Source organism: Ignavibacteria bacterium, assembly GCA_013177855.1.
In the GTDB taxonomy this organism is placed as follows: domain Bacteria; phylum Bacteroidota; class Ignavibacteria; order Ch128b; family Ch128b; genus Ch128b.
Genome location: JABLYA010000001.1, coordinates 973,916 through 989,220 on the forward strand (window position 1 = coordinate 973,916; position 15,305 = coordinate 989,220).

A 15,305-nucleotide genomic window follows, 5' to 3' on the forward strand; every position below is an offset into this window, starting at 1 on the left:
TTTGAATAAATGAATGGATGAATTATTTCGAGATTTTAACATCATTATCAAGGAGGCTCTAAGGTCAATCTCCCCCGCTGAATTATTCAAAGAAAAAATTTTTATTGACACCAATCAAATCATTTGTCAAAATAATTCTTTCCAGTTAGATCAATTTGCAAATATTTATGTAATAGGATTTGGGAAAGCGTCATCGGCAATGGCTTCTGAAATCGAGAAGTATTTATCAGAAAAAATCACTGATGGAATTGTTATCACTAAATATGGTTTTAAAACCCCGACACAAAAAATTAAAGTCTTTGAAGCTGGACATCCATTGCCTGATGAGAATACATTAATTTTTTCAAATGAAATTATGAATTTACTCACCAGAACAGGTAGTAATGATCTTGTGATATGTCTAATCTCTGGAGGCGGATCTTCACTTTTCGAAGTTCCCCTTGATGGAATTGATTTGCAAACATTACGGCTCTTTAATGAATTTCTTATCAAACAAAAAATACCTATTCATAAAATTAATTTTTTTAGAAAAGCCATTTCAAAAGTAAAAGGCGGAAAGCTATTAAAATTTATTTACCCATCAACTTGTATTTCTTTTATCATTTCCGATGTTATTGGTAACGACATTTCTGTAATTTCATCTGGACCAACCTGTTTGGATGAAATGGAAAGTTTTATTGAGGATGATGATGTTCCCAAAGTAAAAAAATATTTTTCCAAAGAGGATGCTCTTCATCAACTTGAAAGATTGATAAAATTCAAAAAATTTTCTAATGAATTGATTGAATATCATAACAACAAAGTTTTTAATTTTATAATCTCATCGAATAGAACTGCTGTAGATAAGGCAATCGAAGAAGCCGTAAAACTTGGATATGAGATTCATTCCTTTAAATACGATGTTTCAAAATCTGTTGAAAAAATGAAGGAAGACTTCATCAATGAATTCCTTAATCTTAAACGAAGCAATGAGAAAATCAAGAAAGCCATAGTGTATGGCGGCGAAACATTTTTAGAAGTCAAAGGAACAGGCAAAGGCGGCCGAAATTCACATTTAATCCTTTTGATATTAAATGAATTATTAAAGAGCAAAGTCGAAATAAATTTCAAATTTTTGATTTCATCTTTTGCAACTGACGGTAATGATGGAAATACTGATGCTGCAGGAGCCTATATAAATAACCAAATCATTGAAGAAGTCAAAAATTCTAAATACTCACCAGAATCTTATCTTCAAGATTTTGATTCTTATAATTTTTTTGATGCCTTTAACTGCCTCATAAAAACCGGTCCGACATTCAATAATGTGGCTGATTTCTTTATTTGCCTGACCTCATTTGAATAGATTTCTTTATTCGAATAGATTTCGCATAATTTCGCATTGCCATAAATGGCAATGACTTGCAAACAAATCATCATGAATGATGATAAAAGGTGAGGCTTCAAAAGCGATAATTGGAAAAAACAATTTAGCGGTGAAATTTTGTACGCCCGTTTAATTTCTGCAAACAAATCATCATAAATGATGATGTTTTGTGAATTTTTATAATCTAATAATTAATTATAAACCCAAATATCTTTTTAGATATTGCCCCGTGTATGATTTTTCGCATTTAATTATTTCTTCAGGTGTGCCGGTCACCACAATTTCGCCGCCATTATCACCAGCTTCGGGACCTAAATCAATAATGTAATCTGCGTATTTAATAACATCAAGATTATGCTCAATTACAAGAACAGAATTCCCACGATCAATTAACGCATCAAAGCATTTCAATAATTTTTGTATATCATGAAAATGTAGACCGGTAGTTGGTTCATCAAAAATGTACAATATATGTTCATAATTTTCTCGAGGGATTAATTTTTCGGCCAATTTAATTCTTTGAGCTTCACCTCCAGAAAGTGTTGTGGATGATTGTCCGAGTTTTAAGTAGCCAAGTCCGACATCATAAAGTGGTTGAAGTCTTTGTATGATTTTCTTTTGATCTTGAAAGAATTCCAGTGCTTCTTCGATTGTCATATTTAAAACATCAACGATGCTCTTCCCTTTATAAAGAATTTCCTGAACTTCTTTCTTAAATCTTGTCCCCTTACAATCTTCACAGACAAGATAAATATCAGCCAAGAATTGCATTTCAATTTTTACAAAACCTTCGCCCTGACAGGTTTCACATCTGCCGCCAGGAATATTGAATGAAAAATATCCAGGAGTATATCCTCTTGATTTTGCAAGAGGCCTTTGCGAATAAAGTTCACGAATGAAATCAAATGCTTTTGTGTATGTTGCTGGATTTGAACGAGAGCTTCTACCAATGGGTGATTGATCTACAATTTCAGCATCAGTTATATAGCCTAATCCATCGATGTGAGAATATTTTCCAACAGTTACATTCTCATTATGTTTTAATTTTCTTATTGCAGGATAAAGAATATCATTCACAAGTGTACTTTTACCTGAACCGCTCACACCTGTAATGCAAACAAAGATACCAAGCGGTATTTCGACATCAATATTTTTCAGATTATTTTCTCTTGCGCCATAAATTTTAATTGATGGGATTTTACGACTTCTCCGTTTTTCAGGAAGTGGAATCTTTAATTCGCCAGAAAGATATTTCCCGGTTAATGATTTATTATCTCTTAACAGCTCATTAAATTTCCCAAAGAAGATCACTTCCCCTCCATGAATTCCAGCACCAGGGCCCATATCAACAATGTAATCTGCTTCTTTGATCATTTCAGGGTCATGTTCAACAACTAGCACAGTATTGCCAAGATTTTTTAACTGGTGAAGAACTTTTATCAATTTAGAATTATCTCTCGGATGCAAACCAATAGATGGCTCATCTAAGATGTAAATTGCACCAACCATCTGAGAGCCTAAAATTGACGCAAGATTAATCCTTTGAGTCTCTCCACCAGAAAGCGTACTTGAAAGTCTATCAAGAGTCAAATAACCGATACCGACATCAACCAAAAATCTTAATCGCTTGATGATCTCATCAATAATTCTTCCTCCAACTCGCCAATCATATTCTGAAAGCTCAATTGTTTCAAAAAATTTTAGAACAGAGTCAAGTGAAATTGTCAATAAATCAGAGATTCGTTTTCCACCAACGCGGACATTCAAAGCATCTTTTCTTAATCTTGAACCGCCGCAATCGGGGCAGGTAGTATATCCTCGATAACGACTTAAAGTTATTCTGTAATAAATTTTATATGATTTTTCTTTGAGCATTTCAAAAAATTTATTTAAGCCAATAAAGCCTCTCGCTCCTTCAAAAATTATTTTCTTCTCTGCGTCTGTTAATTTCTCAAAAGGAACACTTACTCGAACACCGCTATTCAATGCAGCACGAATTAATTCTCTTTGAAATTGTGAGAAGTGTTTTTTAGTGAAAGGATCAATAGCGCCATCTTCAATTGATTTCTTTTTATCAGGAATAACGAGATCCCAATCTATTCCTATTGTTTTACCAAATCCCTGGCAGGTTGGGCAGGCACCAAAAGGATTATTAAAAGAAAACATTCTTGGTTCTGGTTCTTGATAAACTTTCCCATGACATTCAAAAAATTTTGAAAAGCGAAAGACTTCTTTGGTTTCATAATCTACAATTGCAAGTCTGCCTTCACCTTCACTAAAAGCTGTTTCGATTGAGTCAGAATAAGCTGTTTCTACATTGTGGAGGTCGAGAGAAACTCGTTCAACGATGACTAAAATTTTTTCTTTTTCTATTTTCAGATTTAGATTTTCGTTCAGGTCAAAGATCTCACCTTCGTAATAAATTCTCTGAAATCCTTTGGAAAGAAGATATTTTAATTCTTCTTTAACACTTCTTTTTTCGTGAGGGACTAAAGGAAAAGTGATGAGCAGTCTTTTACCCTCAGGAAATTTTTTTAATTTCTCAATTACTGATACCGTTGAGTCTTTCTTAACAACTTCACCACACACTTCGCAATAAGTTTTTCCAATTCTGCCGTAAAGCAAACGAAGGTAATCGTAAATTTCTGTAGTAGTTCCGACAGTTGATCGTGGATTTCTTGAAGGAGGTTTTTGTTCAATTGCTACTGCTGGAGAAATACCTTGAATATAATCAACATCAGGTCTATTCATTCTTTCCAAAAACTGACGAGCGTAAGAAGAAAGACTTTCAACATATCGTCTTTGACCTTCAGCATAGATTGTATCGAATACAAGACTCGATTTGCCTGAACCGCTAACGCCAGTGAAAACAATTAATTTATTTCTTGGTAGTTCTAAATGAATGTTCTTGAGATTATTCTGCCTTGCACCATGAATTATAATCTTTCTTTCAACTGGCTTGTTCATTTTTTCTTTTCAAAAAATGTTAAAAAATCTTCTCATTTTGTTTGTGAATAAGAGTCTAAGTTTTTAATCTAATCTCAATTATCACCAGTAACAAAAGGATAATTCATAATATCCGACGATTTCAATCTAATTATTCGAGTTGAAATCATTTGATCTTCACCAATCATTCCATTTGCACCAAGGTTGATTGAATACGCATCATAACCAAGAGTTCTGAGATACGCAACAACATACGCTGAAATTTCTCCAGTATCATCATAAACCGCAATAGGTTGATTAACTGGCAATGTTTGCAAATAAGTTGTACTTCTTAAATCTTCATTAGGTGAATATCTCACAGCGGTTGGCGGATGTCCATTATCTCTGATGTTATATAACCTCGTCGGTGCATAACAAATAACAAAGTAATTGAGCTTACCAGTCTTTGAATCGTAAGTTTTCATAATTTCATCAATATCAATCCTGACTTTTTCAAAACCCTCTGCGAGTAATTTTTTAATCCGAGTTTTTACAAGTTCATCAGTTGAACCTGAACCGAGTTCTACATCCGGTAATTTTGTGTAATAAGGTTTCGGATAATTCTGAAAATTATATCTGCCTACGAGAAAACTATTCTTGACCAATTTATACCATTCATTCGAAAAAACAGAATTCCACGAAGCCATTCCCCATTGCAAAGAATAAACATTATTAAATCCTGCAAGTCGAAGAAGTGAAGTTGAATACGCAGCTGATTGGCCTGTCGAACTGATAATCACAATTTTTTGGTATCCCGAATCTTTTCTGGAATTAACAAAATCGAATAAATCTTTCATTTCAACATTATAAGCACCTTGAATATGCCCCTGAACATATTTTTCTTTTGACCTTATGTCAATGAGTAAATAGTTCGATAAGTTTTGATATACCTCAGAAGCTTTTACATAAGAAGGGACATTTGTTGAATTTATATAATCACCATTGGTCTCAAAATAAACTAAAAGCTCTGCCGAATCACTCATATCTCGCATAGGTTCAGATGGATTATCTTTCAAACATCCTGAGAATAAAATCATCATTAAAAAAGAAATTATGAAGCTTAATCTAAATTTTTTCATCGTCATTGCTCACCTATTGACTTTTAGAGTTGTTGTTGAGTATCCAATAAAAAGACCTATGCCGTCTCCTCTGACATTCCATTCGACATCACCACCACTCTGAACGAAAGAATCCTTGATTGGCTGGCTAAATCTTTTTGTCTTGAAATAATCTTTGTATTGTTCATCAAAGGCAAAGACTTTAATTGAAAAACTATTTTTAAAAGAAAGCAACGCTTCATTTGGTATAACAGGAGTTCTAACTTTGATAATGCTTCTTGGATCTTTATTAGGTTCCGAAACTGAATAAAGATCTTCTGATTCAAAAAGAACTGAGTTTCCTTCCATCGCGACCGCTTTCGCTCCAAAGATAACCCCAACTTCATTTTGAATTTCTGCTTGAATGTAAGTGCCAGATCCATCAGTTAGAAAATACGCATTTACTATCTTTGGATTGGCAGGAATGTAAGTTTTTGCATAAACATTTTTATCCCGCCATTTGGCAAATAATTCAAAGGTTGAACCCTTCTGAGGAATAAAGGATGAAATCGGTTTGTAAACTCCATTTCGATCATACTTTAACGGAATGATTCTAACACCGCTTTGAATGTAAGCAACTACATCTTTTAATTCAGCTTTGGATATTGAATAAACTTCGTCAAGTGGAAGTGTTCTGGTAAATGTAATTCCTGATAAAGGCTTGTTCTCTTCCAGCAAACCCTGAACGACAAGTTTTTCATGATACGGCAGGTTTACCTCAACCACATCTATTTTCTCACAAGCTGAAAACAATAGTATCAATGAAATTAGAAAAACAAAATTTAGAATTTTCAATTTTAACATTTTCATCTCCTTAAAATTGAGCACTGATTGAAAAAGCTGGAATAAACGGGAATAGAGTTAACTGCTTGAGCTTAGGAATTTTTTCACCCGTCGAAGGATCAACTTCATAAGTTATATATTGAGCAAATGGATTTTTTCTATTATAAAGATTGAAGAAACTTAAATTAGCCTGACAGCTCATTTCTTTGATTTTGAATTTATATCCAATACTTAAATCAAGTTTATGATAATCTGGGAGTCTGTAAGTATTTCGACTCAAATAATCAAATCTTAAGTTTTGATTTGATTCACCCACTTCAGAAAAACCGAATTGACCTGTCGGCAAAGTATATGCTTGACCAGTTCCGTAAATCCAGGTTGCCGAGATATTCCAATCATTCAAAAGCGAATAAGAAAGCACAATCGATACATCGTGTCTTCTGTCATATCTTGGATAATAAATTTTTCCTCGATTGATTTCATCAAATTTTCTTTTTGTCCAGGAAAGTGTATAACCAATCCAGCCATTTAAATCACCTGCTCTTTTATTTAATAGAAACTCTACACCATAAGCTTCCCCTTTTCCAACCTCAAGCTGATCTTCAATTTTTGTGGAAAGAGAAAACTTGGCTGCTGGATTAAATTCCAAAATATTATTAAGTGTTTTATAATAACCTTCAACTGAAACTTGATAGACACCATCAAAGAGAAAAGTTTCAGCACCTAAAACAAATTGATCGGACATTGCTGGTTCAATTTTCTGATTCGATGGATACCATAAGTCTGTCGGTAAAGAAATGTCGTTTCTTGTAATCATATGTAAAAATTGATGTGCACGAGCGTAAGCAAGTCTAATGTAAAAATCATTTACTGGGATAAATGATAATGACAGCCGAGGCTCGAGACTTAGTCTCTTTCTCTCCTTAAAATAATAAACTCTCCCGCCAAGATTTGTAGAAAACCAGTTGGTTAGTTTTAATTCATTAGTTGCGTAAAGGACACCTTCAAGAGAAATTTGATCGTTATTTAGATTTGATTCTCTGTCAACCTCATCGAGGTAAAAATCACTTGAAGTTAATTTGAAATTATGAATAGAAACTTCGGCACCAAATTTTACCAGATTTGATTCGGATGGAAAAAATTCCGTTTCTCTTTTCAGAGAAAAATCTGTCAAATCACTAAATGTAAAGTAATTTGATGAAGCTCCTAATCGATCTTCGATAAAAACCTGAAATTTGTAATTAGTATAACTGATCGAGGTTGTCGAGAATAAAATAGGCGAAGAGATTGATGTCCATCCTACACTTAGTGTTTTATTCCCCCAGTTTATATCATATCCGATTGCTCCTTTATCGGAAGCATAAAGCTTATCGTTTCCAAAAAATCCGCTAATAGTTAACCAATTAGATTCATTCAAATTATAAGTTAATTTTCCATTGAAGTCATAGAAATTATATCGCGGCAAAACTGAAGATGAATAAAACAAATTTTGAAGTCTATCATAATACATTCTTCTGCCCGAGAGCATTATAGTGGAATTTTCAGCGAGGGGACTTTCAAATAAGAAATTGCTGCTTATCATTCCGAGCCCAACCTTAGCTTTTGATTTATCTCTTGAACCTTCACGTAATTTTATATCGATTACACTTGAAAGTCTACCGCCATAATTTGCAGGAAAAGCTCCTTTGATTAACTTGATATCACTTATTGCATCTGTATTAAATGTGCTTGCAAAATTTCCGAGATGGGAAGGATTGTAAACGATTACTCCATCAACAAGTGTTAAAGTTTGATCTGGAGAACCGCCGCGAACATACAAACCATTTGAAATTTCAGTCGATATTTTTATTCCTGGTAAAAGTTGAAGAGTTCTGAATAAATCAACTTCTCCACTCATTGAAGGCAAAGACTTAATTAATTCTGGAGAAACATTAATGACGCTGATCTGATTAGCAATTTCACTCTCTCTTTTATCTTTAATCACTACTTCTGGCAGTACCAATTCTGATTCAAGAAGCGAAAAATTAAGTCTCAACGATTTTTGATTTTGATCTATTTTTACTCTCATTGAAATAGAATTATAACCAAGACTACGAACTAAAATAAAATACTCGCCAGCTGGAATATTTGGAAGTGAATAAAATCCATAACGATTTGTGATTGTTCCACGATACGGTGCACTATTAAAATTTGTGTCTGTAAAAACTATTACACTGGCTCCGATTACTGCCTGACCTGAAATGCTGTCTTTTACAACTCCAGCAATTGTGCAGCCAGTTGATTGGGCTAAGATTATTTTAGATGTTAAAAAAACTAAGAAGATTACTTTGAAAATTTTATTTAGCATAGAACATATCCATTTAAGTTTTTTATATGAATTCAAAAATACAAATCATTAATGAAAATTGGTTTAGGCAACAAATAATTCAAAAAGGTAATAACCTTACTTGCCCATTTGATCGTAACGAATTCGGTATAATACTGAAGGTGGTTCAATTGTATATGTTACAACTTCAAGCTCTGTTTTTGGAATGTTTGGATCTATCAAATAATAAAATTTCTGCTGTTCAGCACGATTGTTTGTGTAAGAAAGCAAAGTGTTTACTTCAAATGCACTGACAAAGAAATATTTAGCGTTTTTACTCTTCATCCAGTTGATTAAGCTATCATAAGTGGTTACATATGGAAATTTCCAGTAAGTCATATTTAAATAATATGCAATATGAGGTTTACGAGCCACAACAATATTTTCTTCGGTTTTAATTGGATCAGGAACTTGCTCGGCAACAGCTAGAATTTCTTTTGGACCAATATCAATTTGTCTTGAATTGTATAAATAAGCATCATAAACTGACCATAGAAAAATTATTACAAAAATAATTTGACCTGCGCCGATTGAACCGAAATTTATATTCCTTAAAAAATTATGAGTTAGAAAAAGCATAACAATTGAAGAATATCCAACTAGAAGAAATAGCGAAAATCTTTCTGAATAAAACGCAGGAAGTAAAACTAAGAACGCAAAGAAAATGTTTGTAAAGAAAAATACTTCATTCTTTAAATACTTCCTTTTGAAAAGAAATATAATCCCAATCACAAGAAATATTGCAAATGGCAAAGACAAAAGTTTATCAAGATCCGAAACAAAATGCTCGTAAAAATTTTTGATTAAAATTTCATAAACAAAATGAACGGGATCTCTCAATATTACATCTTTGAACGAATGAAATTTCAGCGACTCAACCGATTGCCAGTAATCCCAGCTCATTTTTCCTTTGCCATATAATTCCCATGCAGTATTAGTAAAATTGCGGTCGTAAAACGGATCGCCTGTTTTTATGTACTTGTAAATTGACCAGGGTATATTGAGAAGCGCAAAACTTAAAATGTAAATTAGACTATGTTTTATTAGAACTGAATATTTTTTTGATGAAAATTTAAAAATTAAAAAACTAACAATCGCAGCAGCAGGTAAAAATAATCCATTGGTTCTTGTAAGAAATGCAAGAGATGCAAAGATACCCGATAAAACGATATATGAATTTTTTAATCTTTCACCTTTTACTAAAAAGTAAATTGAAACAATTGAAAGTGCTGCAAAAAACAGATCAGTCCCAGCTGAATACGAATATTGAATAAAAATGGAGTTGCTTAAAATTAACAGAATACTTCCAAATGCGACGTCAAAACCGAATATTTTATGAAGTGTTTTAAACGAAAAGTAGAGAAAAATACTCGCCGAGATTGCACACAATACAACACCAACTCTAAAAAAATCACCAAATACGAACCCAAGCAGTGCAAGCACAATTGGATAAAGAGGACCTTTGTAACCTTCAATTATTAAATTACCTTTCAAAAATTCTTTTGCTTCGTAAACCATTCCCTCATAAAAATCGGTCTCAACTCCATAATCACCAATTTTGTGATAAACAAGAGCTGAAATTAAAATCACAAAAAAATAAATCCCAATTACAGCAACTGGAAGGTATTTTAATGTCTTTTCGTCTCGGATACGAAAAAATTCGGATAAATATTTTTCTTTTGGAAGATTTTTCTTCTTCTCAGCTTTTTTGATTTTCGATTTCATGTGAATTGAGATTAAAGTTTTAAAATCTTGATATGATAATCTTCAACTCTTTGAGCATGGTGGGCAATCATTTCACCAATTAAGCCAATTGCAATTGTTTGAACACCGAGGAGAATTAACAAAATACCAAGCCACAACATCGGTCGATTAGTTAGATATTTCCCATAAAACGCCCATTCGATAGCTAAATAAAGATCAATAATAAATCCTGCCAGAAACAACAGAAATCCAATTGTTCCAAAAAAGTGAAGTGGTCTTCTTAAATATCGTGTTGTGAAAAGAATTGTGATCAAATCGAGAAAACCTTTAAGAAAACGACTGGCACCAAATTTTGTTTTACCATACCTTCTCGGATGATGACGAACAACAATCTCACCAACTCTGAATCCATTCCAATGTGCAAGGACAGGCAAGTAACGATGCATCTCGCCATAAACTTTGATACTCTGAGTAACCTCCCTTCGATAAATCTTTAATCCGCAATTGAAATCATGAATTTTTATTCCTGTTAGAAGTGAAGTGACAAAGTTGAATATCCTTGAAGAATATTTTTTAATGAATGGATCAAATCGAATCTTTTTCCAACCCGAGACCAAGTCGTATCCTTCGTCAATTTTTTTTATGAGATTTGGAATTTCGTGGGGATCATCCTGAAGATCTGCATCCATTGTGATAATTAAATCGCCAGTTGCATACTTAAATCCAACTGAAAGTGCAGCTGATTTACCATAATTTTTCTGAAATGAAATTATCTTAAATCGATCATCTTCTCTTTTAATTTCATTTAAAACTTTTAGTGAGTTATCGGTACTTCCATCATCTACAATTATTACTTCAAACTCATAGTCTCTTAATTCATTAAAAACTTTCTTCAACTCAATTGCAAGCGGTCTTAAGCTGTCTTCTTCGTTGTAGGCAGGAATTACCACAGAAACCTTACGCTGTCTTTTCTCCTGTGGAGTAAAAACTCTTTTCTTCAGTTTTGGAATAATATTTTGTCTCTTTCTTCTTTCAATCATACTCTATCAAACTTTAAGTTTTGTTGATTAAAAATGTCCTTGAACTCTCACAAAGATAGTCAGTGAGATTGAAGGAAAAAAAATTAAGACCAGTATTTTTTCATCTGTTTTGCAATACTTTTCTGCTGATCAAGTTCAAATTGAATTTTATGAATTTCATTCTGTAAGAAAGAAATTAATTCGTTTGGTTGTGTCCACTTTATTCCTTCAATTTCTCTTTGAGAATTATTTGAAACCACAACCAAATTTTTTGTGGTCTTGTAATTATTCAACAAACTTTCAATTAAAGACTCCTTGAGTTCTTTTTCATCAATCGTTATAAAGAAGTAATAGTCTTCACTTAAATGCGTTTCAATTTTGTCAATGTTTTTCCTGACAAATTTGTATCCATTTAAATTTTGCTTAAGAAGGTTGATGTTAATTTTAATTTTGTCTGAGATTAAAACCTTCGGCTCAACTGTTTTGACATCAAAACTTACGATTGTTCCGACTGGTTTTTTGCTAACAAATTTCACTGGACTTTCTATCTTTAAGCTTCCACCAAGAATCTTGACCATATCTTTGCAAAGTGAAAGTCCGAGTCCTGTGCCTCTTTCTCCCGAAGTTCCGTGACGACTTACTTTTTCCTTAAATGTGAAAAGTTTTTCAAAAACTTCTTTATCAATTCCGATTCCATTATCTTTAATTGAAATTTCAATTCTTGAATTATTAAGCAGTTTTGTACTTATCCAGATTTTACTTTCAGGATAACTGAACTTGATTGCATTGGAGACAAGATTAATTAAAATTCTGCTAAATAAGTTAAGGTCAATCAAAACCAACGCTGAATGAACTTTAATCTCAAGTTTAATTTTCTTTTGATCCAGCAAACCTTTAACCGAATTCAATGAATTATAAACAGCGTACTCAAGGTCTTTTGGTTCTATTGTGTAGTTAAATTTTCCAGATTCGAGTAGTGACCAATCGAGCAAATTGTTAATAAGATCCAGCTGATATGTCGAAGCACTCTTTATTAATTTCAAATAGTTTTGAATTTCTTCTTTGGTAAGATGTGAGTCTTCAAGAATTGCATTAACAATTCCAATAATACTTGATGTTGGAGCTCTTAAATCGTGAGATAAAATATAGATTAATCGATTCTTTGTATCGTTAAGATTGCGAAGATTTTGTTCACTCTTTCTAAGTTCATCTTCAGCAAGTTTTTCTCTCGTAATATCCCTTGAGATTGAATAGATTAATTTTTCACCATTTTCAAAATCAATCTTAATTAGATTTTCTTTAATTATGCGGTTGAGTGAGCCCGTCTTTAATTTATATTCGAAGCTCTCACTTTTTTTACTTGAGTTAATAAAATCAAGGAGTATTTTTTTGTAGTCAAATCCTTTGTATTTAATCTGTATATAGCTGCCTTTATCGATATAATCATTAAAATATTCGCGAGCAACTTTATTCATCATCAAAATTTTTCCAGAGTTATCAAACAATTTCAGAGCATCATTAGACTCTTCAAAAAGTGTTTGAAATCTTTTTTCTGTTTCCTGAATTTTTTCGTCTTTAATTTTTTCCAGCGATCTATCCAAAATTGAAATTATTGCCAGTGGCTCTTCCTTAATACTGATTTTTGTAATGTGTACTTCGAAAAATTTTTTCTGCTGCCCTGAAGATAAATTCAAATTAAAACTTTCTGGATAAGTTGAAACAGGATTTTCAAAAATTGATTTGAGATCACCAATGTTTGTCTCTAAATTTTTGAAAGAATTTAATTCGTAGATTTTCTTACCAATCAACTCTTCTTTTTTTTGTCCAAACAATTCTTCAGCTTTATTGTTACACTCAGTTATTCCCCTTGCTGATGAATAGATTAAGATAGCCGAAGCAGAATTTTCGAGGAGGCTTCTTAAAAGTTTTTCAACATTTTTATATTCTTCCTGAATTGATTTTAAATCACTTATATCGTGAGCAACAAGATAACAGCGAATAAACTTACCATTAATATCAAATAAAGGTCTTGCAGTAATAACAGAAAAAAGGAAAGTCCCATCTTTTTTAAGAATCTGAACCGGGAAATTTTTAAGCTCGTCATTAACTAATAAATCTGGAAAAGATTTTAGTGCCAGATTGGAATTCGGCTCAATAATAAAATAATCTTTCACATTTTTACCGATGAGCTCTTCTCTTTCAAAACCTGTCTTCGTAATCCAGTTTAGATTTGCATCAATAATTTTACCATTTAAATCGATATTGGTCATCATCACTGGAGTGTGTTTAAAAAGCTCTTCATATTTAAGTTTTTCGTTTAAGACCGATTGAATGAAAAAGGACTTGTCAATTGTTTCGAGGAATAAACAACAAGCCATTGATTCAGCAATTTTCCACACACGAATTGCAAAACTTCTCTCACGACCTTCTTTTTCAATTCGAACTGAATCAAGGTTTGAAGTCTGATTCTTTCTAATTGCACTCACAATGCATTTTCTGAAATCATCCCAGGATTCTCGTGGCCAGAAAAGTCGAATTTCTTTATTAATTAATCGTTCAAGGGGAAGAGCAAAAATTAATTTCGCTTCTTCGTTGAAGGAATGTAAAACATATCGATTGTGCTTGTCTCGATTTATAATAAAAACAGGAAGAGGAATTTTTAAAAAGTTCTGATAAAGATCAGAAAATGCTGGAGAATGTTCAGAATTCAATTTTTTTTGATCGCTTTCATTCATCATCTAAATCTAAAGATGCTGATTTTTGATCAATCCCATTTGAAATTAATTTTCCGTTATCTATTCCGAGTTTGATGCCTGCGGCTTCTCTTAGTTCTTCAATTTTCTTAAGTGGTTTTTCAAGTTGATTTTTTCTTGTTGTGGTTAATCGTTCGAATTCTTTTTTTGCGTCGTCAATTTTTTTGCCCATATTTTCAAGCGACTTCAAAAATTCATTCCATTGCTTGTGAAATAATCCCATCAGTTCAATAATTTGAGAAGCTTTTTGTTCAAGACTGAAATTATCAACTGCCTGACGGATAATTGCAAGTATCGCGTAAAGAGTAATTGGCGAACAGAGAATTACTCTTTGCTTTAATGCTTCATCAATAATATTTGGATCATTTTCCATTATGAACGCATACATATATTCATTCGGAATAAAAACCAGGACATAATCGACTGTGTTTTCTGCAGGATTAATATAATCCCGAGTTGTAACTTCTTTAATTCTTGATCTCACATCTTTAAGAAAATTTTGTTTGTAAGTTTCCCTTTCAGCATCGCTTGATGCATTTTGATAATTCATATAATTATCATAAGGGAATTTTACATCCATATTAACTTTAAGTTGATTAGGCAAAAGAAATGTATAATCAGGTCTTGTATTTCCACTTTGAATTGCTTTTTGTTTTAAGTAATTAATACCTTCTTTCAGTCCGCTTAGTCTCAGAATATCTTCAGCCATTCTTTCGCCCCATTGACCACGAACCTTAGAACTCGCAAGAGCAGAAGTCAATCTACTTGTTGTTTCATTTAATTGTTGAATAATTTTTTGAGATTCAGAAATTCTTTGAGTTAACATTCCAAATTTTTCTACTCTATCCTTCTCGAGCTCCTTGATTAAATTTTGAACTTTGTTTAATTCTTCCTGCATTGATTGAAGAGTCTGATCAATTAGTTTCTTCTTTTCTTCAAGTGTCATTGAACCGCTTTGTAACTGGCTTGATAAAGTTTGACTTGCAAGCTGAAGAAATTGTTGTGTGCTTTTATTGAGAGCTTCAAGTGAAAGATTTGCAAAAGAATTTTTGAGATAATCTATTATTTGCTGACGTTCTTTTTCTTTCTGTTCTTCTGTTTGACTAACGATTTGTGTGGTAATGTTCTCGAAATCTTTTTTTCTTAAAATAAAAAACAACGAAGCAATCGCCCCGCCAATTACAAAACCGAGAAGAAAAATTATTAAAGTGTCCATTTAATTGACTCAAATAA

General features: G+C 32.5%; 9 protein-coding genes. 1 reads left to right on the plus strand and 8 read right to left on the minus strand.

The window, feature by feature from the left end; all coding sequences use genetic code 11:
* Window positions 1-13 precede the first annotated feature (13 nt).
* Window positions 14-1,345 carry a DUF4147 domain-containing protein gene (locus HPY57_04115; GenBank protein ID NPV10957.1) on the plus strand — a complete coding sequence of 444 codons (1,332 nt, stop codon included), beginning with the start codon at window positions 14-16 and terminating at the stop codon, window positions 1,343-1,345.
* A 216-nt stretch (window positions 1,346-1,561) separates the two neighbouring features.
* Here the strand turns inward: HPY57_04115 and uvrA are convergent, their stop codons facing one another.
* The 8 genes from uvrA to rmuC all read right to left on the minus strand — a co-directional run bounded on the left by uvrA (window position 1,562) and on the right by rmuC (window position 15,288).
* On the minus strand, window positions 1,562-4,333 hold the full coding sequence (uvrA, locus tag HPY57_04120; GenBank protein ID NPV10958.1) for an excinuclease ABC subunit UvrA: 2,772 nt from the start codon (window positions 4,331-4,333) through the stop codon (window positions 1,562-1,564).
* 74 nt (window positions 4,334-4,407) lie between these two features.
* The gene (locus HPY57_04125) at window positions 4,408-5,430 is read right to left on the minus strand and encodes a rhodanese-like domain-containing protein (GenBank protein NPV10959.1); all 1,023 of its coding nucleotides are present in this window, start codon (window positions 5,428-5,430) and stop codon (window positions 4,408-4,410) included.
* 9 nt (window positions 5,431-5,439) lie between these two features.
* Entirely contained in the window at window positions 5,440-6,252 is an 813-nt protein-coding gene (locus HPY57_04130; protein ID NPV10960.1) for a DUF4249 family protein, read from the minus strand.
* A 10-nt stretch (window positions 6,253-6,262) separates the two neighbouring features.
* Window positions 6,263-8,578 carry a TonB-dependent receptor gene (locus HPY57_04135; protein NPV10961.1) on the minus strand — a complete coding sequence of 772 codons (2,316 nt, stop codon included), beginning with the start codon at window positions 8,576-8,578 and terminating at the stop codon, window positions 6,263-6,265.
* 96 nt (window positions 8,579-8,674) lie between these two features.
* Window positions 8,675-10,321 (minus strand): hypothetical protein, encoded by a 1,647-nt coding sequence (locus tag HPY57_04140; protein NPV10962.1) that lies wholly within the window; start codon window positions 10,319-10,321, stop codon window positions 8,675-8,677.
* Between the two features lie 11 nt (window positions 10,322-10,332).
* The gene (locus tag HPY57_04145; GenBank protein NPV10963.1) at window positions 10,333-11,340 is read right to left on the minus strand and encodes a glycosyltransferase family 2 protein; all 1,008 of its coding nucleotides are present in this window, start codon (window positions 11,338-11,340) and stop codon (window positions 10,333-10,335) included.
* Between the two features lie 83 nt (window positions 11,341-11,423).
* Window positions 11,424-14,054 (minus strand): PAS domain S-box protein, encoded by a 2,631-nt coding sequence (locus HPY57_04150; protein NPV10964.1) that lies wholly within the window; start codon window positions 14,052-14,054, stop codon window positions 11,424-11,426.
* Window positions 14,047-15,288 (minus strand): DNA recombination protein RmuC, encoded by a 1,242-nt coding sequence (gene rmuC / locus HPY57_04155; GenBank protein ID NPV10965.1) that lies wholly within the window; start codon window positions 15,286-15,288, stop codon window positions 14,047-14,049. The genes HPY57_04150 and rmuC overlap by 8 nt, the downstream gene beginning before the upstream one ends.
* Between the last annotated feature and the right edge of the window lie 17 nt (window positions 15,289-15,305).